The following is a 24528-nucleotide window of genomic DNA, read 5'->3' as shown; positions in this document are numbered from 1 at the left end:
CAAATAAGAAATAGAAAGATTTTCCTAATTATTTGAGATTATTTTTTTTTCTTACGTAGGGAATTCGTGGTTTTTAGTGAATAGACAGAAAGTGGTGTGAATATGAGTATTAAGATTCGTCTTGCTATATTGAACTTTCTTCATATGGGGGCCTGGGGTGCTTACCTTATCAGTATGGGAAACTATTTTGTTCATATAGGTTTGGCAAACAGAATCGGCTCCTTTTATGCCTTAATAGGTATTGTTTCCTTTTTTACACCAACTATAGCAGGTATCATCGCCGACAGATATGTTCAGCCGGTAAGAGTTCTTGGTCTATGCCACCTCCTGTGTGGTCTCGGAATGCTGGTGCTTTTCTATATCGGTGGCTTTCCTGATGCTGGAATGTACTACTCAAAAATGTATCTGGTATATTTCTTCTGTATAGGCTGTTACATGGGCTCCTATTCGCTGGTTCTGTCTGTGTCGTATACTTTGTTGGAACAGGAGAATCTTGATACTGTAAAGCATTTCCCTTCAATTAGAGTTTTCGGCTCTATCGGTTTCGTAGTCTTCATGTGGCTGACTGATCTGTTTAACTTTAAGGCCTCGGAAAAACAGTTCATGCTGTCAGGAATTGTAAGTCTGGTATTCTTCCTTTATACCTTCACTCTTCCAATCTGTGATCAGCCAAAGCAGCTTAAACATCAGACCTTGAGGGAAATGTTCGGTCTTAATGCCTTTGGTTTGTTTAAGAACAAAGAGCTATGTATTTTCTTCATATTCTCTGCTCTTCTAGGTATTAATCTGCAGATTGCCAATGCCTATGGAACTCCATATCTTTCTAGTTTCTCAAAAATTGCCGAATATGCTGACTCATTTGCTGTTAAGCACTCGAATATTCTGTATTCACTCTCTCAGATCAGTGAGTGCGCCTGTCTGCTTTTGATTCCTTTCTTCCTGAAGCGTTTCGGTATCAAGGCTGTAATGCTGCTGGCAATGGCCGCCTGGGCTTTAAGATTCTTCTTTATGGGGGCAGGTAATCCTGGATCTGGTCTATACCTTCTGATCTTATCTATGATTGTTTACGGATTTGCTTTTGATTTCTTCGTAATCTCAAGTTCAATCTATATTGATAAGAAGGCTCCTAATAATATCCGCAGCAGTGCACAGGGTCTGTTCTGGATGATGGCAAACGGTGTTGGTTCCTCTGTAGGATCTATGTTTGCCCAGTCGGTTATCAATATGAATACTGAAGCTAACGGCGATATAGACTGGTATCCAAGTTGGATGAGTTTCAGTATCTATGCTCTTGTTATCTGTATTCTTTTCTTCTTCATGTTCCATCCTAAAGTGGAAGAAGACGATAAACCTGCAGGAGAGAATCCTGCATAGGCAGTGCCTTTAACTGTTCAGAAAAACATAACTTCAGCATTGGTTTCCATATGAAAAGATGTTGAGTTATGTTTTTTTTGTATCTGCTTTTTGTATTTCTTTTCTCGTGAATTGCTATTTCTGTGCAAAAGCTCCCGTTTCTTGTTGATAAATCTCAAAATGAAGTAGAATCAGACTCAATAAGCTAATCAATCTAAAAAAAATGCGGAGTAGTAATGTCCAGAGCAGAAAAAAGCAGAATTATCCTTATAGGACCAATGGGAGCAGGTAAAAGTTCAATTGGTAAGTCCCTGGCATTGCTAACACAGAAGCCTTTCATTGATGTTGATGAGGAAATCGTCAGAACCTCTTTAAAGAGTATTCCTGAGATTTTTGAGGAGTCAGGTGAGAGCGGCTTTAGGAAAATTGAAACTGAAGTTTTAAAAAAGTGTCTTAAATATGATGCTGTAATTGCAACCGGAGGCGGTATTGTAACCTCTGAGGAGAACCGTAAGCTTATTAAGGATAATGGTTTTGTGGTTTACCTTTATGCAAGTGTCGATACTCAGTATTTAAGAACCATGAATGATACAAATCGACCAATGATTGCCGTTGAAGATCCAAAGGCAAGATTACATGAGATTTTTACCAAACGTAAACCTTTGTATGAAGAAGTGAATGACTGTCTTGTTGATACGAATACTCAGAACATTAAACAGTGCGTAGAACAGATTAAAGCAGAAATCAGGAAATAATAAAGATGGAAAATATAACAGTTGGACTTAATGATCGTTCCTATCCTATTTACATCGGTACCTCTCAGCATTACGGAGAACTAGTCAGAAAGGCCATTCCTAAAATTAGAGATCTGATGGTTGTAACCAACGATACTGTTGGTCCTCTTTATTTTGATTCCCTAAAGATGCAGCTTGAGGAATCAGGCTTTAATGTCTGTGAGTGTGTGCTTAAGGATGGTGAAGCTTATAAAACCATTGATAGTTTCTGGGAGATTCAGACGGCTCTTCTTGAAAACAATTTTGCCCGTGACAGTGCCATTATTGCTCTTGGTGGTGGTGTGGTCGGTGATATGGCCGGCTTTGCTGCTTCAACTTATCAGAGAGGCATTCCTTTCATTCAGATCCCAACTACTCTTTTAGCTATGGTTGACTCATCTGTAGGAGGAAAGACTGCAATCAACCATCCATTAGGTAAAAACATGATTGGTGCCTTCTATCAGCCAAAAGCTGTAATTGCCGACCTTGATACCTTAAAAACTCTGCCTAAAAGAGAACTTACAGCAGGTTTAGGTGAGGTGGTTAAGACTGCCATCATCTATGATTCGGAATTCTTCAGCTATCTTGAAAAGAACATTGAAAAGGTATTTTCATATGATCTTGAGGTAATCGGCAGAATAGTTAAAAACTGCTGTCAGGTTAAGGCCAGTGTGGTTTCTGAGGATGAGAAGGAGCATGGTCTTCGCGCTATCCTCAATTACGGTCATACCTTTGGCCATGCTATAGAGGCGTTTTTAGGCTTTGGGACCTGGCTGCACGGTGAGGCTGTAGGTCTGGGGATGGTTATTGCCTCCGCACTTGGAAGAAAACGAGGACTGATAAGTGAGCAGGATGATATGAGAATGCTTGAACTGTGCAAAAAGGCTCTGCTACCAGTTAAAATCCCTGAGAATATGACCGCAGAGGATTTTATTGTGCATATGCGTCACGATAAAAAAGTTCGACAGGGCACTATCAGATATGTTCTTCCTACTTCAATCGGAAAAGTTGATATTTTTTCTGATGTAACCGATGAAGAGATAAAAAATTTAATTAACTCACTGAAATAATATAGTAAAATTCCTGTAGTTAATGTATAAAAACGGTTGTAAGCCGGTGTCTAACAGCAATCTAAGCTTTCAACTGTATATTCCTGTGCGGAAACATATTGTTCTGGCACAGAATTTTTAGGTCTTGCTATTGGGGATTTGATGAAATATAAGAATTTTTCAACCGCAAAGTCTTTATTGGATTGCGTTAAACATCTGCAGTCCGATTTAGAGTACGGTGAAAAAATTATTTTTCTGACAGGTAATTCCGGCAGTGGCAGAACCAGTGTCTGTGAACACATTGTTAATGCGCTGGATGAGAGCTTTTCTACAGTATTCATTCCCTGTCAGAGGGAGATGTCTATAGAACGTCTCAGACAGCTATTCCTTCAGCAGGCTGCTCCTGCTGATAAATGGGACGAGACTATTCCTCTCTATCAGAGTTTTAAATCCCTATCTATTCCTGTAAGACAGAAATTACTGGTTGTAATTGATAACATCGATGATGTTATTACCTCCTTTTCAGATGAGGTTTTTGAACTCTTTTCTCAGGTTTTAGGTCAAAATCGCTTTTCTTTTTTGATCACGTCTCATCCTTTGTGGGCTCAGGCTAAGATCTCTTCTTCATTAAATGATAAGCTTGAAGTCAAAGAGTACGAGATTCCAAAAATCCCGATGCAGGAAGCTTTGGATATCAGCAGGCAGCTGTTTTCACACGCTGGGCTTGAGAAAGTATATAACGTCATTTTACCTAAATTACCTAATGCGCTGGAGTCCTGCGATGGTAATCTTGGGCGAATCATCAAACTAACGGAGACTTTTATGGCAGATCCTATTGAAGTAGAAAAAGATCAGCAGAAACAGAATGCTGATAAAAATGTTTCTGAAGTGAAGAAACACAACAGCACCGGTATTTTTATCGCTATTGTCTGTGTAGTAATAGTTCTTGCCTGCCTAATTCCTGTATTTTTAGGAACCAACGTTATAGATAGAATCCTTGGCAGGACTCCAACTGAAGAGCCTGCCAAACAGCAGATTGAAGTTTCAACTTCCATAGCAGATCCTGCTCAGGCAAATAAGCTTACCTTCGGTGATGAAGAGAAAAAAGAGCAGACTGTAAGTGATGATCCTTTAGCTGTATCCGCAGGGGCAATCGGTGATATCAAGGCCAACGGTCCAAAGGGATCTGAGAAGGAAGCTGTAAAAGATGAAGGTGGTCTCCTTCCTAAGGTTGAAGGTGGTGTAGAGGCTGAGGAAGTTAAGCCTACTACCAAGAATTCTGTGACTCTTCAGGGAGAGGCTTTAGAGGCAATTGAAGGCAAGGGGGCTGATTCAAAATCAGATAATCCCAGGCGAGGATTGGCAGGATCTTTAGAGAAAAAGGAAAAGGTAAAGTCTGAGAAGGAAGCTGCTGTTTCTAAATCAGACGAGATCGCTGCCAATAAGGAAGAAGCACCTTTAGTTGTTTTACACAGAGAAAACAGTATTCTTTACAAGGACAAAATCCAGAAAGAAGACGAAGCAATTGCCCAAAAGCGTAAGGCTGATGAGGAAGCTGCTGCAAAACTGGCTGAAGCTCAGGCTCAGGCTAAGAGAGATTTAGCTGCAAAAGAGAAGGCTAAAAAGAAGTCAGAGACTAGAGTTTCTGAGACCAAAGCTTCTGAGGCTAAGGCTTCAGAGGTTAAGGAGACAGCTGTAGCTCAAAAGAAGAACGAACCTGCTACTCCTTCAAGAGCTCCTGTCAGAAGAAATTCAAAAGCATATGCCGGAGAGAATTCTGAAATTGATTCTATGAACTCAAATCATTATACTCTTCAGGTGTTAGCCGGAACTGATAAATCAGCTCTTCAGAGAGCCGCCTCCTATGTTGACGGCAAGTACTGGATTTATTCTACCGTTCGTAACGGAAGACCTTGGCATGTTTTGATCACAGGTGATTTTGCCTCACCTCGTGCAGCTATAGATGCAAGTAGGAGTCTGCCTGCCTCAATAAGATCTGCAGGTCCTTTTGCCAAGACTTTCGATAAAGTTAAATCAGAAATGAGATTGCAGTAATCGTGAAAGAAAAGAATTTTTTGATTGCAGGTTCCATCCTGTCAGCTGATCTTTTAAATCTTGAAAGAGATGTTAAGGAAGCTTTAGATGTAGGTGTTGATGTAATTCATTTTGATGTAATGGATTATCACTTTGTTCCAAATATGACATTTGGTCCAGCCTTCCTCAAGGCAATGAGAAAGAAGTTTCCTGATGCTGTATTTGATGTTCACCTGATGGTAACACCTGTTACAGAAAATATTGTTGACGATTATGCAAAAGCTGGTGCCAGCTGGATTTCTTTCCATCCTGAAGCATGTGTTCACACTGAAAGAATGCTGACTCATATTCAGGAAATGGGAATTAAGGCTGGTATAGCTTTAAATCCTTCTACTCCTCCTCAGATGCTTCGCTATCTGTGGGATAAACTTGATTTTGTGCTGGTTATGACTGTAAATCCAGGCTTTGGTGGTCAGTCTACTATTCCTGCTACTCTGACTAAGGTTGCTGATATCAAAGCAATGGCAAAGGCAGAAAATAGGGATATCCTAATTGAGGTTGACGGCGGAGTTAAGTCTTCTAACATCAAAGAGATTGCATCTTATGGTGCAGAAGTCTTTGTTGTTGGTTCCGCTTTCTTTGGAACCTCCGATAAGAGGGAAGCTTTATCCTCATTACACAGTGCACTAGCTTAATAACATGTCAAAATTAAAGTCTCTTCCTGAGGCACTCCTTTTTGACCTTGACGGCACTCTTGCAGATACGATTGTCCAGCTTGCAAAAGCGGCAAGTGCAAGTGCCGTTGCCTTAGGTCTTACTCCTCCTCCACAGAATACTATTCAGGAATACGTTGGTAATGGCGTTAACATGCTGCTTGCCAGAGTTCTTGCAGGAAAATTTGATGTTACTCTTGATGAGCTTGATAAAGAGCTTCTATTAAAAGCCAGATCAGTATTCAATCAGGTTTATTCGGAAGGGCTTAAAACCGACTTTAGAATTTATGACGGAGTTATAGAAGGTCTTAAGTATTTTAAAGAAAGGGGAATAAAACTTGCGGTTGTAACCAATAAACCTCAAATTTTTGCTGATCCTTTGTTAAAATGCATGGGCATTTATGATTATTTCGATTTTGTTTTAGGTGGAGAAGTTCTAAAACAGAGAAAGCCTGATCCTGCACCATTACAGTACTGTCTTGATAAAATAAGCGTTTCTAACGATATGGCAGTGATGATTGGTGATTCGGATAATGATATCATAGCAGGCCAGAATGCAAAGATTTGTACTGTCTTTTTTACTTATGGCTATAACCGAGCAAATTTAGAAGAGCTTGACATAGACTATAAATTTGATAGTTTTACACAACTAATTGAACTAATAAAATCATTTAAATAAAGGTAAAGAAAAATGTCTAAACCAATTATCTTCAGTGGCATCCAGCCATCTGGTGAATTATCAGTAGGTAACTACATTGGTTCTTTACGCAACTGGGTTAAACTGCAGGATGATTATGACTGCATATATTGCGTAGTAAATGAGCACGCAATTACTGTTAGACAGGATCCAAAAGAGCTTCTAAGTCGCTCTTACGATACACTTGCTATTTTCCTTGCTGCTGGAATCGATCCGAACAAGAGCACAATTTTCCTACAGTCTCATGTACCTGCTCACTGCCAGTTATCATGGGTATTAAACTGCTATACACAGGTTGGCGAGCTTAATAGAATGACTCAGTACAAGGACAAGTCAAAGAGATATGCTGACAATGTTACTGCAGGTCTTTTTGATTATCCTGTTCTAATGGCTGCTGATATTCTTTTATACCAGGCAAATCTGGTTCCTGTTGGTGATGACCAGAAGCAGCACATTGAGATTACAAGAGATATTGCAACCCGTTTCAACAATCTTTACGGTGATACCTTTGTTCTTCCTGAAGGCTATTTCCCTAAGACAGGCGCAAGAGTTATGTCTTTACAGGAACCAACCAAGAAGATGTCTAAATCTGATGATAATCAGAATAACGTTGTAAGAATTCTTGAAGAGCCTAAGTCAATCATCAAGAAACTTAAGAAAGCAGTAACAGATTCTGATAATCCTCCTGTTATCAAGTATGACTGGGAGAACAAGCCAGGCGTATCCAATCTGCTTGAGATTCTGTCTGCATGTAATGGTAAGAGCATTGAAGATCTTGTTGAACAGTATAAAGACTCAATGTACGGTACCTTCAAGTGTGATGTCGGAGATGCTCTAGTTGCAATGTTAGAGCCAATTCAGACCAAGTACAAAGAAATCAGAGCAGATCAGGGATATCTTGATGAGGTCTTAAAGAATGGAGCTACAAAGGCCCGTGAAAGAGCTCAGAAGACCTTAGATGATGTATACAAGAAAGTTGGATTTGCTCTAGAATCTTAATTTCAAATGTATCTGTCTCTCCTCTGGAGAGACGGATATCCTTTAGACAAGTCTGAAATCACGCTTGTCTTTTTTTTATCTGTCAAAAGTCAGCGCCAATCCCACTTCTTCATTAACAATTTTCCCATTCTCTACTACATGATTACCATTTACGATTGTATGAATAACCGTTGAAGGGAAAGTATGCTCTGTAAATGGAGACCATTTGCATGATGATGCTATATCATCTTCTGTAACCTTATGATTTAACAGCGGATTTATGATTGCTAAATCGGCGTAATATCCTTCCTCAATTCTTCCTCTGTTCTCAATATGGAATCTCTCTGCAACGTTTTGCGCAGTTACTTTTGCTATGGTCTCAAGAGTAATTTCTTTTCTCTTCCACAATTCAAGGAGACTTAAGCAAGAATACTGGACTGAAGGCAGTCCGGATGCACATTTAAAGTAGCTTCCCGGTTTTGACTGAATCTCATGTGGAGCATGATCTGTACCAACAGTTGTGAGGGTACCGTTTTCAATAGCATTTACTATAGCAAGTCTGTCTTTTTCAGTCTTTACTGCAGGATTGCATTTTAGGAATGCATTCTTCTGAAGATAATCGGATTCAGAGAAGAATAAGTGAGGAATACAGGCTTCTCCTGAAATCTGTCTGGTTTTGACGTTTCCGAATTTGAGCTGTTCTAGCATTGCAATTTCTTCTTTTGTAGAAATATGCATGATATGAATTCTGGCACCTGTCTGCATTGCCAGCTGAATAGCCAGTGAAGAAGATGCTATACAGCAGTCTCTGTTTCGGATTAAAGGATGCATGGAGAAAGGAACATTATCAGAGTATTTTTCTTTTGCTCTTTTCTCATTTCTAAGAATCGTTGCGGTATCTTCGCAGTGAAGTGCGATTATGGTTCTTGCTGACTCAAATATACCGTAGAGTTTCTCTGCATTGTCAACCAGGAGGTTTCCTGTTGATGAGCCCATAAAGACTTTTATGCCGGCAATCTCTTTTACAGGGGCTTTCTTTATTTCTTCAAGATTGTTATCTGTTGCTCCAAGATAGAATCCGTAGTTTGCAAGTGAATTCTTTTGGGCGATATCTTTTTTCTGATTGATAAGGTCAAGGGTTGTTGTTGCAGGATTATTGTTAGGCATATCAAGATAGGAGGTTACACCGCCTAATACTGCAGCTCTTGATTCAGAGTAGATTGTTGCTTTCTGAGTCATTCCTGGCTCACGGAAGTGTACGTGATCATCAATTAGTCCTGGCAGAACAATATATTCATGACATTCGATGATTTTGGCTGTAGGCTCAGAAATATCGTTATCGATTTTTGTTATTAATTGTCCATCAATAAGCAGATCTTTGCGTATAATACGCTCTGGGGTAACCAGCAGAGCATTTTTTAATAACAGTTTTGACATAGAAACTCCGAATTTTTTTCAATATTTTACAAGATAAAGAGACACTTAAGAAATGAGTGAAAGTGATAATTTATTTGCACCTAGATTCAGCATCAAGGATGTAACAATTCATAAAAAAGAACGTGTATACAAACAGTTTTTTGCTATGGACCGATACGAGGTTTCATACAAACAGTTTTCTGGTGGTGAAACCAAGGTTCTGGTTAGAGAAGTATTTGAAAGAGATGCTGATGCAGTAGCTGTTCTGGTTTGGGACGAGAAAACCGATGAAGTTGCATTGATTGAACAGTTCCGTCCAGGTGCTTTAAAAGATTCTGAGAGTCCGTGGCTGATTGAGATTGTTGCCGGTATTATTGATAAAGGTGAGAGCTGTGAGCAGACTGCCATCAGAGAAGTAAAAGAGGAAATCGGTATCGATATAAAGCCAGACGATTTATGCTTTATTACCTCTGAATATCCTTCTCCTGGCGGAATTTCAGAGATGGTTACCTTATACGTTGCCAAGGCTGATTTATCAAAGCTTGGAAACCATGGCGGACTTGAAACTGAATCTGAGGATCTGCGTGTATTCAAGGCAAAGCTTGATGATGCTTACGAGAATGTTATGAATGGTCGCATTCATAACTCTGTTGCAATTATCGCAATTATGAATCTGAAGTGGGAAAAGGCGAAAATTGTAAAACGTTTGCACAATAAATAAAAAGCAAGTCACATTTTTTATATCGAGGGTTTAAAAAACTTCTTTTTTCCTATAGAATTGCGTAACTTTTTGGACTTGCTAAGTAAAAAATATATGAGGTAGTCCAAGATATTTTTGTAAAAAAGTACCAGATTTACAAAAATGAGCTAGCGATTACGTTATAAAGGTTCATTTTTGATTACAATAAAGATTACAGTATTACTATAGAAACATAAGGTTAAAAAAAGAATGGCCCCTCGGTATTTAACTCCAATGTCAGGCGACGGTACAGTCAGAGTTCTACAGATCTCTGATTGTCATTTGTTTGCCGATCCTGATAAAGATCTTTTGGGAGTTAATACTTCTGAGAGTTTCAAAGCTACTATTCAGGCAATCAAAGATCAGAATTTTGAATATGACTTTATTGCTTTTACTGGTGATATTAGTCAGGACTATTCTGCTACTTCATATCAGCATTTTGCTTCTATAATCTCTGTCCTGAACAAACCGGTATTTTTCCTTCCTGGCAACCATGACGATGGTCCTCTTATGTACAGAATCTTTGAGGATCTTGGAGTTAATATTGCAAAGAACGTGATTACTCCAAAATGGCAGTTCGTATTCCTGAATTCAGAGGTTTACGCTGTTCCTCATGGCTGGATTGAGAGAAAACAGCTTGATTACACTGGCTACTGTTCCCAAAGAAATCCTGATCAGTTTATGGCTGTTCTGGTTCATCATATGCCACAGCTTGTTCATTCCGCTTGGCTTGATACTCAGACAATGCATAATCGAGATGAGTTCAATGCATACATGCGACGGATCCCTAAGTTAAAGCTTGTTCTTACAGGTCATGTTCATCAGGAATTTGATATGTATGACCATGATATCCGTTACATAGCATCACCCTCCACATCTATTCAGTTTACGCCGTTATCAAGTGATTTTTCTCTGGATAATCTGGCTCCTGGCTGGAGATATCTGACTTTCTATCCGGATGGAAATATTGATACTCAGGTTTACAGACTTCAGAATAACATCTTTATTCCAAATCATGATGTTGAGGGATATTGATGAAAATCATTTATATTCATGGTTTTCTATCCAGTTCTAATGCACAGAAAGCTCAGATTTTAAGAAGAGAGCTGGAGGGAATCACAGATATAGATTTTCAGTCTGTAGATTATCCTGATGATCTTGAATTCAGTGTCGAATCTCTTTGTAAAATAATAGAAAAAGATCTTGAGAAAGGAATAAGACCTTTTCTTATAGGTAGTTCCCTTGGCGGTTTTTTGTCTATAATTCTGTCTGTCCGTTATGACCTTAAGATTGCGCTTATTAATCCGTGTTTGTATCCATCTGCATGGATTAAGAAAATGGGCTATATAGGTAAGAGTCTTAAGAATTTTGACACCGGTGAATCATTTGTCGTTAGACCTGAAGCTGTTGCCTATGTTGAGGAGCTTGAAAAAGAGCTTGTAGATTACAGAAAAGACAAGACCATGGTCCTTCTTCAGACTGGCGATGAGGTTTTAGATTACAGGTATGCTTTGGAATTCTTTAAAGATATCCCTGTTGATGTTGAAAACGGCGGTTCTCATCGCTATGATAATTTTGAAAGTAAGATTGGACGTATCCTGAAATTCTTTGAGGAAAATTAAAGTATTATCCTTTTCTTTACAATATCCCACCTGTTTTCTAATCTTCTTGCTAAATTTATCCTAAGTTTGTTGTAACATAATATCTAGGTTAAATAAGATGTGAGACGATTATGCGTATTTTAGTAGTTGAAGACGATCCATTGATTTCAAATGCACTTGAGAACAGTCTTAAGTCAAGTGCTTATGCTGTTGACTGTGTTTCTGATGGTAATCAGGCTCTCTATGCTCCTAAGGATATAAGCTATGACTGTATCCTTCTAGATCTTGGATTACCAGGAATGGATGGCGTTCAGCTATTAAAAAACTGGCGTTCTGAAAGCATATTTACTCCTGTAATCATTATTACTGCACGAGATGGTCTTGATGATCGTATTCAGGGCCTTGATGTAGGAGCTGATGATTACGTGGTCAAACCTTTTGATCTGACTGAACTTCTTGCCCGTATCAGAGCTGTTACCAGAAGAAGTGCTAATTCTAATGATGTTGTGTCTTTCACCAATGGAACTTTAACCCTAGATCCCGTAACCCATGAGGTTATGGTTAAGGATGATGCCGGAGTTGTAAGTCACTGTCCTCTGACCTCCCGTGAATACTCTCTGCTTGAAGCATTACTTCGCCGACCTGGCGCTGTTTTGTCCAGAGAAACACTTGAAGACAAGATTTATGCATTTGGTGAAGAAGTTGAATCAAATGCTATCGAATTTATTATTCACAACCTGCGCAAAAAGGTTGGCTCTGCAAATATTAAAAATGTCAGAGGTGTAGGTTGGAAGGTAATAAAAGGAAACTAATAAGGTCCCTTCGCCTAAAACTGTGCGTTGCTCTGACTATTATTGGTATCATCTATACTGGCTTTAGCTGCTATCGTTCATACAACAAAACCAAGATTGAGGCTGCATCTTTTATTGACGAGGAACTTGCTCAAATCGCAGGGGTAATCGTCAATTACGATGTTATGCTTCCTAAATCCTGGGAAGGTCCGTCTTTCAGAAGAAGAATTTTTCGTGATATAAACGGTAATCTGCTGTTTCCGCATCACGGTTCTCAATCATCTCTTCTTCCTATGCCTTCACTTAATGATCTTTTCGACAAGCATCAGGACATTATGGTTGCGCCGCTGTTTGCTCAGCCTGGAGAGACCTTCTATTTCCCGTCTATGATTGAGGATGGAATCTATACTGTTCTAATCAAGGATAAACGTGTAAGAGCATATGTATCTACCAATAAGGTCGGTATTCGATTCGTTGTTGCTCGCTCTTATGATCTTTTAGATGAAGTTGTTAATCAGGCCCTGCTTCATTCTTTAAGTGAATTCCTGCTGCTTCTGATTATCTATGTACCAAGCACGATTTTTCTGGTTAATGTTATCTTCAGACCGGTTAAGAAGGTTGCATCAGAACTTGATGCCAGAAAACACAACGATCTCTCTCCTATCAGAGCTACCAAGCTACCATCTGAGCTTGATATCTTCATCGAGTCCATTAACCGTCTTTTCACAAAGACCTCTGGTGTGATGCAGAATGAACGTCGCTTTATTGCCGATGCTGCCCATGAGCTGAGAACTCCTTTAACTGCAATATCTCTTCAGGCTCAGGCTATTCATGAGGGGGATCTGCCTCCTGAGGAAGCTGAAAAAATTCACCAGCTTAAACAGGCTATTGCAAGGCAGAGAACTCTTACCAATAACCTGCTTGAGTATGCCCGCTCTCAGTGTGGTCATGTGCTGAAGCTTCAGAATTTCTCTATAAAGGATATCTTTATTGAAGTTATTGAAGAGATTGGCTTTATAGCAGATAGAAAGAACATTGATCTTGGTCTTGAAGGTGACTGTGATATACAGGTTTATACCGATAGAACCAATGTAAAAACTATCATCACCAATCTGGTTTCAAATGCTTTAAAGTACACTCCTGAAGGTGGTCGCTGTGATCTTTCATGTGAAGAGAGTGCCGATAAGAAGGTTGTTACCATCTATGTGGATGACACTGGTCCAGGCTTACTTCAAAAGGACCTTGATCTGGTATTCAATGCTTTCTATCGTGTTGGTGGAGATTCTGCCAAGGTTGAAGGTACAGGTTTAGGTCTTTCTATTGTTAAATCTGCCTGTGATGAGATTAACGGAAGAGTTGTACTTTCCAATCGTAACAAAGGTGGCTTAAGAGCTGCTGTAACTATTCCAAAGCGAAATTTTGTCTAACTGTATAAAAAATTATGCTTAAAATACTGTTCCAGCCTGGCCCACACCATTAGGGGCAAATTTCACTTGCTGGAACGTATAACTCATCAGGATGAGTCCTTTGTTATTATCAGTAACAGTCTCCATAGAAATCAAGACAATATTCCAATCCTATTTTTATTGAATCACTGGTTTCCGAATAATCCAATTTGCTGATGAGATTATTTTCAAGCATGCATTTGTAGAATTTTTTCAGTGACGCTGCTACTCCTTTTATCTGTGGAGGTGTTGCCCAAATGCATTTCTGAATTAAATAAGCATAAAAATCCTCAAGATATAAATGAGCCTGCTCAAAACCTTCCACGTAATGATCAGCTACAAAATCGTTAATAAAAAAATCAATGTTTTCCAAATGTATTTTTATTGTTTTTGGAGATAATTTTTTTTCTTTAAGGAATTTTTCAAAAAGATTGAGGTATTTCTGGTTAGCTTCTTTTACTTTTTTGATCTCAATTTCTGTGTTATCTATTGCCATTTCTTAGTATCCGAATCATAGAAATAATAATTTCATTTAATTCTACCACCATGAATACAGTGGTTTCTGATAGCTATCTCTATATCTGTAACCATTTGCACTAATGTGCTTTTATCCATGCTTTTTGCTAAAATTAAAATAATTATTTCTTAGCAAAGATATACATACATTAGATTTATATGACAGAAAACGTAAAAGATTATACTGGCGCTTCTATTGAGGTTTTAAAAGGTCTTGAACCGGTTCGTAGAAGACCTGGTATGTACACCGATACTCAGAATCCAAATCATCTGGGTATGGAAGTTATTGATAACAGTGTGGATGAGGCTGTTGCTGGATTTGCTTCCTTAATCAATGTTACTCTGCATGAAGATGAGTCTTTAGAGGTTGAAGATAACGGAAGAGGCATGCCGGTCGATCTTCATCCTGTAGAAAAAATACCTGCAATTGAACTTATTCTTACCAAACTTCATGCCGGTGGTAAGTTTAATTCAGACAGCTATAAATTCTCAGGCGGTCTGCATGGTGTAGGTGTATCTGTTGTAAATGCTCTATCCAAGAAACTTTCTGCCACTGTTAAGCGTGACGGTAATGTTTACCGTATTGTTTATGAATATGGCAAAAAGACTGAAAATCTGGAGATAATCGGTACATGTGGCAAAAAGAATACCGGTACAACTGTGCATTTCTGGCCTGATGAGCCATATTTTGATGATATCAGATTCAACGTTCAGACTTTAAAGCATCTGTTAAAAGCTAAGGCTGTTCTGTGTGAAGGTCTGACCATTAATTTTATAGATAAGATCCGTAATACTACCGATCAGTGGACCTATAACGGCAATCTTCAGACCTATCTTAATAATCAGGTAGAGGGTAGGGTAATTGAACCTCAGCCTCCATTTTTCGGTGTTGTTAAAAATGAGGATGAAGAACTGGAGTGGGCTGTAGCCTGGGAGATGGAAGGCCGCGGTTCCCACTGTATTGGAGAATCCTTCGTAAACCTAATTCCTACTGTTGATGGCGGAACCCACGTCAATGGTTTCAGAAGTGGTCTTACCACTGCCATGAGAGAATTCTGTGAGCTTCATAATCTGCTTCCTCGCGGGATCAAGATTACTGCTGATGATGTCTGGTCTCGATGCAGCTATGTAATTTCACTCAAAATGAGAGATCCGCAGTTCGCGGGTCAGACTAAGGAGAAGCTTTCGTCACGTCATATTGCAGCCCTTGTTGATGGCATAATCTCAGACAGATTCTCATTGTGGCTTAATGCTAATGTAGAAAAGGCAACTGTTATTGCCAATCTGATTATTGAGTCAGCAAGAGAAAGAGAGAATTCTGCTAAGACTGTAGAGCGAAAGAAAATTACTCGCGGTCCAGCGCTTCCAGGAAAGCTTGTGGATTGTACTTCTACCGATCCTTCAAGAGGTGAACTATTTATTGTAGAGGGTGATTCTGCAGGAGGCTCAGCAAGACAGGCAAGAGATTCGAGTTGTCAGGCAATTCTTCCTCTTAGAGGTAAGATTCTGAATACATGGGAGAAATCCTCTGCTGAAGCTCTGGCATCTGAGGAAATCAGAGCTATTTCTGTGGCAATCGGTGTTGAACCTGATGCGGATTCTCTTGATGGTCTTCGTTACAACAAAATCTGTATTCTGGCAGACGCGGATTCAGATGGTCTGCATATCGGCACTCTACTGTGTGGCCTTTTCGTCAAGCACTTCACTCAGCTTGTCCGTGAGGGGCATGTATTTGTTGCCTGTCCTCCTCTTTTTAGAATTGATTCTGGAAAAATCAAGGAATATGCCCTTGATGAGGAAGAGCTTGAGGTTAAACAGAAACAGCTTTTAAGAAAGGGCATCAAAAAAGAGAATATAAAGATTCAGCGATTCAAAGGATTGGGCGAGATGAATCCTGAGCAGTTAAGAGAAACTACTCTGGCACCAGAATCTCGTCGTCTGATGCAGCTTACCCTCACAACAGATGCAGATGAAGGTACCTTTGCACTTATGGATATGTTGCTGTCCAGCAAACGCGCAGCTGATCGCCGTCAGTGGATCGAAAATAATGGCGACAAAGCTGAATTGCTAGACTAAACTTAAGGTATGGCAGATAACGACGACAAGACAGAACAACCGACTGGCAAAAAGATAAGTGATGCTAGAAAAAAAGGACAGGTTCCTCGCTCAAAGGAAGCTGCGACCTTTGTTGTTCTTCTTGCTGGTGTACTGTTATTATGGGCCTTCTCCTCTATGCTTGGCCGTTCTATCCAGCAGATAATGCATAACAGTTTTACTCTGACCCGTGACCAGATTTTCTCAACCGATGAGATTCGTCGACTTTTCGTTGCTGATGTTACAGAAATTGCAATTCCGATTATTTGTATTGCTGTAGTTTTATTCATCTGCGGAATATATGGTAACACTTTTATCGGTGGCTTTAATTTTTCCCATGAAGCATATCAGCCCAAGTTTAATAAACTTAATCCCGTAAATGGTATTGGCAGAATCTTTTCTCTAAACTCAATTATTGAGCTTTTAAAGGGTGTTCTGAAAGTTGCCTTTATCGGTTCTTTCTGCTATTTTGCCCTGTCCGGAAGAATCAGTGAAGTTTTAACCTTATCATACCTTGATCCTATAGGTGCTATTAGACGAGCGATGATTCTTCTTCTGCAGTTTATGATTATCGTGGTCTGTGCGATGCTGCCGATTGTAATGATAGATGTTCCTTATCAGAAGTGGCACTATCTAAAGCAGCTTAGAATGACCAAACAGGAGGTTAAGGACGAGTACAAGAATACAGAAGGTAATCCACAGATTAAAGGTAAGATCAAGCAGCTGCAGTATCAGATGGCTGCCCGTCGTATGATGGCTAAGGTGCCTCAGGCTGATGTGGTTGTTACTAACCCTAACCATTATGCCGTTGCATTATCTTATGATCCTAATGGAGCTTTAGCTCCTGTTGTAGTGGCAAAAGGTGTTGATGAGATTGCAGAAAAGATTAAAGAGATTGCCCGTGAAACAAATATTCCTGTAATTCCTATTCCTCCTTTGGCTCGTTCTCTTTATTACACAACCGAACTTGATAATGAAATTCCAAGGGGGCTATTCAAGGCTGTAGCTCAGGTATTAGCCTGGGTTATGGGAATGAAAGCCTTTAAAGAGGGCAAATCTCAACAGCGTCCTCGTGATCTCGATATGAATCCAGATATTCCTGACGAGCTTCGTTTCTAGCTGTTCCATCTTTGTGCTTAAATTCTGTCTCATTTAGACTGGGAAAGAATGTCCTATCTACTCGTTTTATTCCGCCGATTTCAAACTTTCATCATTAAGACGGTACAATTCTTTGAAAATTAAGAGGTTGTTCAAAAAAAAATCTAGATTTTGGTTTAATATTGTGTAGTACTTTGAGTATGAACAGGGTTTTACGCTTTGTTATAATCAAATATACCAAAGGAGTTAAAGAGGAATTTTTTATGGCAACTTCTTCAAAAAAACAAACATCAAAAACCACTGTTAAAGCAAAAGCTCCTGTAAAAGCTGCTGCTAAGACAACTACCTCAGCACCTAAAGCAGCAAAGGCAACTTCAGCTGTAGATAAGGCTCAGGTAAAGGCATTTAAAGAGCAGGTTGAAAAACATCTTCGTACCACCATCGGTACCTCTCCTGTAAAAGCAAGTAAACTAGCCTGGTGGCAGGCACTTGTTGCAACTGTAAATGAGGACATTTTCGGTCGACTGACTGATACTCAGCAGACTCACGCAAAAAATGATACTCGTGCAGTGCATTATTTATCAGCAGAATTCTTAATGGGAAGATTAACCATCAATAATCTTACCAACCTTGAAAAATTCGATGTTGCTCGCGAAGCATTGAAGGAATTTGGATTAGATATTAACGAGATTTGCGAGGAAGAGCCTGATATGGCTCTGGGTAACGGCGGTCTAGGACGTCTGGCTGCCTGCTTTATGGATTCACTTGCAACCTGTAATTATCCTTGTGTAGGTTACGGTATTCATTATGAAAACGGCTTATTCAGACAGGAAATCCGTGCTGGCAAGCAGGTTGAACGTCCAGATTCATGGAGAGAGTACGGCTGTCCTTGGGAAGCCTGCCGTCCTGAGTCTGTTCAGAACATCCCTCTTGGCGGATATGTTGAGAAGCAGACCGCACCTGATGGTTCACAGTGTTCTGTATGGCACCCATCAAGCATGATTAAAGGTGTACCTTGGGATATTCCTGTTGTTGGTTACAGAGGTTCTTCTGTTGCTATTCTTCGTCTATGGGAATCACGCTCAACCGAACAGTTCAACTGGGACGTTTTCAATGCTGGTGGTTACGTAGATGCTCAGACTGAAAAATCTCTGGCTGAAACAATTTCCAAGGTTCTTTATCCAAATGACTCTACAGAGGCTGGTAAAGAATTACGTTTAACTCAGCAGTATTTCTTCTGTGCTTGTTCTCTACGCGATATTCTTCGTAGATATAAGAGATCCCATCACAATGATTTTAGCGAGTTTGCATCAAAAATCGCTATTCAGTTGAATGATACTCATCCTACAATTGCTATTCCTGAGCTGATGAGACTTCTGATTGATGAGGAAGGCTTATCATATGAGCAGGCATGGGATATTACTTCAAAAACATTCAACTATACCAACCACACACTTCTTCCTGAAGCATTAGAGAAGTGGCCTGTATATATTTTCGAGAAACTGTTACCTCGTCACCTTGAGCTTATTTACGAGATTAACTTCCGTTTCTTAAATGGTCCTGTAGAAGCTAAGTGGCCTGGTAATAACGAAATGAAGTCTAAGCTTTCCATTATTGAAGAGGGAGAGGTTAGAAAGGTCCGCATGGCTAACCTGTGTGTAATCACCTCAGAGCATGTTAACGGTGTTGCCAAGATTCACTCTAAGCTGGTTAAAGAAGATCTGTTCCCAGATTATGCTCAGCTGTGGCCAAACAAGTTCTGCAATGTAACAAACGGTGTAACCCCACGTCGCTGGATGCTTTCATGCAACAGAGGTCTTGCTGAGTTATACAATGATGTTGCAGGCAAAGATTGGCCTTTAGATCTTGATAAGTGTGAGGCATTAAAGAAATATGCTGACAAGAAGGAATATCAGGATCGTTTCATGAAGATCAAGCATGAGAATAAGGTTGCTCTTGCTAAGACCATCAAGGAACTGACCGGTGTTGAGGTTGATCCTAATGCACTGTTCGATGTTCAGGTTAAGAGACTTCATGAGTACAAGCGTCAGCATTTGAATCTTCTGTATATCATGTCTCTATACAAGAGTCTGCTTGAAGATCCTGATCAGGATATCGTACCTCAGGTATTTATCTTCGGTGCTAAGGCTGCTCCTGCATATACTCTTGCTAAGGATATTATTTTCGCAATCAATGCTGTTGGTGAGAAGATCAACAATGATTTACGCATCAAGGGCAAGCTGAAGGTTGTATTTATCCCTAACTATAGAGTAAGTCTTGCTGAGAAGATTATTCCTGCTGCTGATATTTCCGAGCAGATTTCTACTGCCGGTTATGAGGCTTCAGGTACTTCAAATATGAAGTTCTCTATGAATGGTGCTCTAACCTTAGGTACTATGGATGGTGCTAACATTGAGATTGTTGAGCAGGCCGGTATTGATAACAACTTCATCTTCGGTCTGAGCGTTGAGGAAGTTCAGGAGTTGAAGCCTCGCTATAATCCATGGGATTACTACAACGCAGATCATGATCTGAAGGCTGTTGTTGACTGGTTGGATTCTGACTTCTTTACTCCTGGTCAGCCTGGCGCATTGTCATCAATCAAGACATCACTTCTGAACAATGGTGATCCATTCCTGGTACTGGCAGACTTTGCCTCTTACAAGGAAGCTCATCAGAGAGCTCAGAAGCTGTTCAAGGATAAGGCTAAGTGGGCAAGAGCTGCAATGATTAACTCTGCAACTATGGGTATCTTCAGCTCAGACAGATCAATTAAGGATTATGCTAATAACATCTGGACTCTAAGAAGCCAGCTGATTAAGAAATAATCCTTATCTGAGAATACCAAAAATCCCTTCATACTAATGAAAGTACGAAGGGATTTCTTTTTTGGGAGGATTCAAGCTGGTTAGCGTGCTATTTCGTAGAAATTAACAAATCGTCCTTCCTTAACTTCAACACAGTCAAAGCCTCCGTTTACTGCAGCTTGAAGGCCTAAGCCACCATCTTCAAAAACACAGCAATCCTCTGGTGAAAGGTCCATTTTTTCTGCTGCCAGAAGAAATGTATCTGGATTTGGTTTATGAGCTGTGACGTCATCTGAGGTGACAATGACATCAATAAAATCCATCATCTTCTTAGCCTCTAAAAGACAGTTCACATTGACGGTTCTGGAGCCTGTTCCTATGGCAATTTTTACGTTGTTCTCTCGTCTTTCTTTAAGAAAATTAAAGACATCCTCATAAACTCTGATCTTTGGAACGTTCTCAAGATAAATCTCGATTTTCCTATCAACATAGGCTTTGAGATCTCCTACAGGAAAGCCCTGATTCTTGTAGAATCTGGCAATGTCAAAGCTTGATGCTCCTCCCATTCTGAATACATCTTTGATGTCTATATCAAAGCCGTGTTCGTTTGCCACCTGCTTCCATGACTGGGCATGGTAGGGCATGGAATCAATCAGAGTTCCATCAAGATCAAAAATAAGACCTTTATATGAGTTAAGTTTGTTAAATTTCATAATTGCTGAAATAGAAATCTAGATACCGAAACTTGAATTTAGTTAAACTAATTGTAAATGATTGGGAGTGTATAAGCGAGTTTCTTATTACACCTATATCAAATTGAGCGCAATTTATAATACAATTTGTCTAATTATTTTTTACGAATTTAAACATTGAGACAGTTTCTCTGACTGTCCATAAGGTGAGACCGTTATGGCAAGAAAAACACAGGATGAATCTCAAGAAACCAGAAAGAGTATTCTTGAATGCGCTAAAAGACTTTTTTCTAAGAGGGGGTATGAGAGAACAAGTCTTTCAGATATCGCCAAGTATTCAGGGGTATCCAGAGGTGCTATTTACTGGCATTTTGAAAGTAAGGAAGATCTGCTGATAAATCTTGTGGACTATGTGGATAACAACACAGACTGTGTCCGTTATTTTTATGAAAGTGCCTCTCCTTCAGAGATAGATCCTCTTTCCAAGCTCAGGGCTTTTATTCTGAATATGTTTACAGAAGAGTTAATCGAATATTTTAATTCAAGCTTTGTAAACATGCTGATAGGCATTTCTAACGGTTTCGCCGGTAATGAGGAGGCAAGAGCAAAACTTGCCGAGCTTGATAAGAAGAGAATGGATCTCCTCTCCAAAATCATTATGAACTGTGTGGCAAAAGGACAGCTTCCTCAGAATCTGAATATCAAGGCTGCAACTGAACATCTGTCTGTATTCATGTCAGGATTCTTCTTTCAGTCTCGAATGAAGAACACTGAGACTCTAAAAAAACATTATGCACAGATTGTGGATATGGAGATTGAGCAGCTAAAGCAGCTGGTAATGCCTTAATTTTTGTTCAGTACAAACAAAATCACCGTGTATTAACCACGGTGATCTTAAGATATATTTTTTTATTTCTTTTTTGTACTGGTTTATAAACCGTGCATATAGAAACTTACAACGAACATAATTGAAATCAGCCACATAACTGGGGAGATTTCTTTTACGTGACCTGTAAAGGTCTTGATCAGACAGTAGCTGATAAAGCCAAAGCCGAAACCATTACCGATTGAGTAGCTCAAAGGCATCATGACAATGGTTAGGAATGCTGGAATTGACTCGGTAACATCTGAGAAATCAATATCCTTGATGTTTCTCATCATCATACTGCCAACAATAATGATTGCAGGGGCAGTTGCGAAGGCTGGAATAAGTCCTGCAAGAGGCGCAAACACGAATGCCAGGAAGAAGAACAGACCAACAACAACAGCGGTAAGTCCAGTTCTACCACCTTCCTTGATACCGGTGGTAGACTCAACATATGAGGTTACAGTACAGGTTCCTAGAACTGCTGAAGCCATAGTTCCAACTGAGTCAGTTAAAAGAGCCTTTTCCATTCCCTCAACATTACCATTCTTATCCATTAAACCGGCATCTTTGGTTACACCGATTAAGGTACAGATGTTGTCAAACAGTTCAACCACTGTAAAGGTGAAGATAACGGTAACCAGACCGTAGTTGATTGCTCCCATCACATCCATCTGCATGAAGGTATCTGCAAAGCTTGGAATATTGAAGCTGAATACATCATCTACTGATTTTGGTGCTGGTGTCAGACCGAAAATCATACCTAAGACTGTTATTGCCAGAATACCATAGATTAAGGCGCCCTTAACTCTGTATGCCAGCAGGATTGAGATAAGCAGCATACCAATGATTGACAGGAAAACCTTGCCGTCACCAATGTGACCTAAGGTAACCATGGTTGCATCTGATTTTACAACGATACCTGCACCGCTTAAGCCGATGATAGCCAGGAACATACCAATACCGACAACAACTGCAGCCTTAATGCTGTTTGGCACAGCCTTGATGATTAGAATACGCAGCTTGGTAATGGTCAGAATCAGGAAGACTACACCTGATACGAAAACAGCACCTAAAGCAGTCTGCCAAGATAAGCCCATAGTACCGCAGACATAGAATGCGAAGAATGCGTTAATACCCATTCCAGGAGCAACACCAATTGGCAGATTTGAGAATAAGCCCATGGCAATTGAGCACAGACCGGCAGACCATAGAGTGGCTGCAACAGCGGCTTCACGAGGAATTCCTGATGCTTCAAGAATTGATGGGTTTACGAAAATAATGTAGGCCATAGCAACGAAAGTGGTTAGGCCTGCAAGTAGTTCTGTAGAAACAGATGAACCTTTCTGTTCAATCTTAAATAGACGGTTCAAAAAATGTGATGTAGACGAAAGCATAATGTCCTCAGTTTTTTATGCAATATTCTCTTTTAAAGAGAATCGACAAACCGAGTTATTTTATCACAATTTAATCATAACACTGATTAAAAATGCGGTTGTGTATTATCTATTAGTTTGGTTAATGAAATTTTTTCGGGGAATAGATTATACGGTTTTGCTCTTCTGCAAATGAAAACACCTCCGCTTTGGGAGGTGTAAACATGCTAATTTTCTTGATAAGGATCAATATTTAATCAGATTTAGCTGCGGGCAGTTCCGGCTCATCCTTGTAGATTGTTCCTTCAACACTTCTACAGAAATAATCCAACTGGGTTATCGCTGCTTCAAAGTTCAGATTGTCCTGGTAATCCAGAGTCATGTGTTTCTTAAAGTGTTCTCTTACAACTACAGGATCAGCCATAATCTTCTTGAAGATATTGGTGTAGTATCTGACCACGTCATCAGAAACTCCATGAGGAGCAACAATTCCTCTAATGGTTCCATACCATTTGTTGTAATAGCCGGCCTCCTCCAGCGTTGGAACATCAGGAAGCGCAGAAATTCTGTGATTGCCGAATACTCCGAGTACTCTTAATTTTGGTGAGCTTGATAAAACCATATCTGCAATCTCAGCAAAGGTGACACAGATAAAATCAACTTCTTTAGTTAACAGTTTTGCCAGCTGATTGATGGTGCCGTCGCAGTGAACAGCGGTATATGTAAATCCTGCAGAATGGGCGAAAAGCTGAGCTCCAGTATGATATGAAGCCTTATATCCATTGGTTGCTGCCTTAATTTTTCCTGGATGTTTTTTGGCATCCTCTACAAGGTCTTCTAACATCAGGTATTTGCTGTCGGCATTAACCACGATAATAGCGGTTTCTGTATTCTGTCCACAGATAGGGACAACATCTGACACCTGAAAGTATGCTCCAGGCAGATATGACATTGCAGCAAAAGTTGGAAGGTTCACATAGCCTAAGGTATGTCCGTCAGGATTTGCTTTTACGATTTCCTTAACACCTGCTATACCATCCTCGCCTGTGACATTCTTGATGGTGATTTTATGTTTGATATATTTTTCTGCAACTGACTTGATTGCCTGTGCACTCATGTCAGTTCCTCCTCCAGCCTTGTAAGGAACAATAATCGTGATATCCTGAGTTGGCTTCCACTCAGCTGCAACTGAAGAAAATGAAATTAAGGCGGAAAATACACCAAAAATCAATGCAGAAAATATTTTCATCTCAAATCCCTGAGTAATGATCCTTTATTACCTAAAGTACTCCTACATATACTGAATATAAGTTAAAAAGAGAAAGTCGCAATTTTTTAAAATAAAATTCATGGGGTGTGTTTCAAATTTTGGAGCAGGATTTAAAAAAAACGGTAATTAAGAAAATTTTTATAGAAATTTTTCGAAAATGATCTTACTGCTAAAAGGAGGTCTGCTTGATGCTCTTAAGTTAGGACCTAATCTCTCAAATA

General features: G+C 39.7%; 21 protein-coding genes. 16 read left to right on the top strand and 5 right to left on the bottom strand.

Features of this window, described 5'->3' with window-relative positions:
- Nucleotides 1-102 precede the first annotated feature (102 nt).
- From BM308_RS07650 to trpS, 7 genes are all read left to right on the top strand, one after another.
- Complete coding sequence (locus tag BM308_RS07650) at nt 103-1374, top strand: MFS transporter (protein ID WP_074944236.1); 1272 nt, start codon at nt 103-105, stop codon at nt 1372-1374.
- 215 nt (nt 1375-1589) lie between these two features.
- Nucleotides 1590-2108 carry a shikimate kinase gene (locus BM308_RS07645; protein ID WP_074944234.1) on the top strand — a complete coding sequence of 173 codons (519 nt, stop codon included), beginning with the start codon at nt 1590-1592 and terminating at the stop codon, nt 2106-2108.
- A gap of 5 nt (nt 2109-2113) precedes the next feature.
- The gene (gene aroB / locus BM308_RS07640) at nt 2114-3196 is read left to right on the top strand and encodes a 3-dehydroquinate synthase (RefSeq protein ID WP_074944232.1); all 1083 of its coding nucleotides are present in this window, start codon (nt 2114-2116) and stop codon (nt 3194-3196) included.
- Nucleotides 3197-3337: 141 nt separating this feature from the next.
- The gene (locus BM308_RS07635; protein ID WP_074944230.1) at nt 3338-5230 is read left to right on the top strand and encodes an AAA family ATPase; all 1893 of its coding nucleotides are present in this window, start codon (nt 3338-3340) and stop codon (nt 5228-5230) included.
- 2 nt (nt 5231-5232) lie between these two features.
- Nucleotides 5233-5904 carry a ribulose-phosphate 3-epimerase gene (gene rpe, locus BM308_RS07630; protein WP_074944228.1) on the top strand — a complete coding sequence of 224 codons (672 nt, stop codon included), beginning with the start codon at nt 5233-5235 and terminating at the stop codon, nt 5902-5904.
- Nucleotides 5905-5908: 4 nt separating this feature from the next.
- A complete protein-coding gene (locus BM308_RS07625; protein WP_074944226.1) occupies nt 5909-6601 on the top strand; it encodes a phosphoglycolate phosphatase in 693 nt (230 codons plus the stop codon).
- Between the two features lie 12 nt (nt 6602-6613).
- On the top strand, nt 6614-7618 hold the full coding sequence (gene trpS, locus BM308_RS07620) for a tryptophan--tRNA ligase (protein WP_074944224.1): 1005 nt from the start codon (nt 6614-6616) through the stop codon (nt 7616-7618).
- Between the two features lie 75 nt (nt 7619-7693).
- Here trpS and BM308_RS07615 read toward each other — a convergent pair whose 3' ends face one another.
- Nucleotides 7694-9034: a dihydroorotase gene (locus BM308_RS07615; RefSeq protein ID WP_074944222.1), complete on the bottom strand. Its 1341-nt coding sequence runs from the start codon at nt 9032-9034 to the stop codon at nt 7694-7696.
- Nucleotides 9035-9086: 52 nt separating this feature from the next.
- On the opposite strand from BM308_RS07615, the gene BM308_RS07610 reads away from it, so the two are divergent.
- From BM308_RS07610 to BM308_RS07590, 5 genes are all read left to right on the top strand, one after another.
- Nucleotides 9087-9734 carry an NUDIX domain-containing protein gene (locus BM308_RS07610; protein ID WP_074944220.1) on the top strand — a complete coding sequence of 216 codons (648 nt, stop codon included), beginning with the start codon at nt 9087-9089 and terminating at the stop codon, nt 9732-9734.
- 228 nt (nt 9735-9962) lie between these two features.
- On the top strand, nt 9963-10787 hold the full coding sequence (gene cpdA / locus BM308_RS07605) for a 3',5'-cyclic-AMP phosphodiesterase (RefSeq protein WP_074944218.1): 825 nt from the start codon (nt 9963-9965) through the stop codon (nt 10785-10787).
- Nucleotides 10787-11374, top strand: coding sequence for a YqiA/YcfP family alpha/beta fold hydrolase (locus BM308_RS07600; protein WP_074944216.1), 588 nt, complete (start codon nt 10787-10789; stop codon nt 11372-11374). Before cpdA ends, BM308_RS07600 begins: the two co-directional genes overlap by 1 nt.
- Before the next feature lie 110 nt (nt 11375-11484).
- Nucleotides 11485-12165 carry a response regulator gene (locus BM308_RS07595; RefSeq protein WP_074944215.1) on the top strand — a complete coding sequence of 227 codons (681 nt, stop codon included), beginning with the start codon at nt 11485-11487 and terminating at the stop codon, nt 12163-12165.
- Nucleotides 12141-13571: a sensor histidine kinase gene (locus BM308_RS07590; RefSeq protein WP_074944213.1), complete on the top strand. Its 1431-nt coding sequence runs from the start codon at nt 12141-12143 to the stop codon at nt 13569-13571. Before BM308_RS07595 ends, BM308_RS07590 begins: the two co-directional genes overlap by 25 nt.
- A 109-nt stretch (nt 13572-13680) precedes the next feature.
- On the opposite strand, the gene BM308_RS07585 is transcribed toward BM308_RS07590, so the two are convergent.
- Nucleotides 13681-14085 (bottom strand): phage integrase SAM-like domain-containing protein, encoded by a 405-nt coding sequence (locus BM308_RS07585; protein ID WP_074944212.1) that lies wholly within the window; start codon nt 14083-14085, stop codon nt 13681-13683.
- A 179-nt stretch (nt 14086-14264) separates the two neighbouring features.
- On the opposite strand from BM308_RS07585, the gene parE reads away from it, so the two are divergent.
- The 3 genes from parE to BM308_RS07570 all read left to right on the top strand — a co-directional run bounded on the left by parE (nt 14265) and on the right by BM308_RS07570 (nt 20125).
- Nucleotides 14265-16181: a DNA topoisomerase IV subunit B gene (gene parE / locus BM308_RS07580; RefSeq protein ID WP_074944211.1), complete on the top strand. Its 1917-nt coding sequence runs from the start codon at nt 14265-14267 to the stop codon at nt 16179-16181.
- Between the two features lie 9 nt (nt 16182-16190).
- On the top strand, nt 16191-17318 hold the full coding sequence (flhB, locus tag BM308_RS07575; RefSeq protein WP_074944209.1) for a flagellar biosynthesis protein FlhB: 1128 nt from the start codon (nt 16191-16193) through the stop codon (nt 17316-17318).
- Nucleotides 17319-17560: 242 nt separating this feature from the next.
- Complete coding sequence (locus BM308_RS07570) at nt 17561-20125, top strand: glycogen/starch/alpha-glucan phosphorylase (RefSeq protein WP_074944207.1); 2565 nt, start codon at nt 17561-17563, stop codon at nt 20123-20125.
- A gap of 80 nt (nt 20126-20205) precedes the next feature.
- Here the strand turns inward: BM308_RS07570 and BM308_RS07565 are convergent, their stop codons facing one another.
- Nucleotides 20206-20817: an HAD family hydrolase gene (locus BM308_RS07565; protein ID WP_074944206.1), complete on the bottom strand. Its 612-nt coding sequence runs from the start codon at nt 20815-20817 to the stop codon at nt 20206-20208.
- A 196-nt stretch (nt 20818-21013) separates the two neighbouring features.
- Here BM308_RS07565 and BM308_RS07560 point away from each other — a divergent pair, with 196 nt between their 5' ends.
- Nucleotides 21014-21643 (top strand): TetR family transcriptional regulator, encoded by a 630-nt coding sequence (locus BM308_RS07560; RefSeq protein WP_074944203.1) that lies wholly within the window; start codon nt 21014-21016, stop codon nt 21641-21643.
- A gap of 83 nt (nt 21644-21726) precedes the next feature.
- On the opposite strand, the gene BM308_RS07555 is transcribed toward BM308_RS07560, so the two are convergent.
- Together BM308_RS07555 and BM308_RS07550 are read right to left on the bottom strand one after the other, a co-directional pair.
- On the bottom strand, nt 21727-23058 hold the full coding sequence (locus BM308_RS07555) for an NCS2 family permease (protein WP_074944201.1): 1332 nt from the start codon (nt 23056-23058) through the stop codon (nt 21727-21729).
- A gap of 232 nt (nt 23059-23290) precedes the next feature.
- Nucleotides 23291-24286 carry a tripartite tricarboxylate transporter substrate binding protein gene (locus BM308_RS07550; protein WP_083425494.1) on the bottom strand — a complete coding sequence of 332 codons (996 nt, stop codon included), beginning with the start codon at nt 24284-24286 and terminating at the stop codon, nt 23291-23293.
- Between the last annotated feature and the right edge of the window lie 242 nt (nt 24287-24528).

Origin of the sequence: Succinivibrio dextrinosolvens (genome assembly GCF_900116345.1) — a bacterium.
GTDB classification, from domain to species: Bacteria; Pseudomonadota; Gammaproteobacteria; order Enterobacterales; family Succinivibrionaceae; genus Succinivibrio; species Succinivibrio dextrinosolvens_B.
The sequence above is the reverse complement of the archived record's forward strand: the minus strand, read 5'-3'. Positions and strand labels throughout refer to the sequence as shown.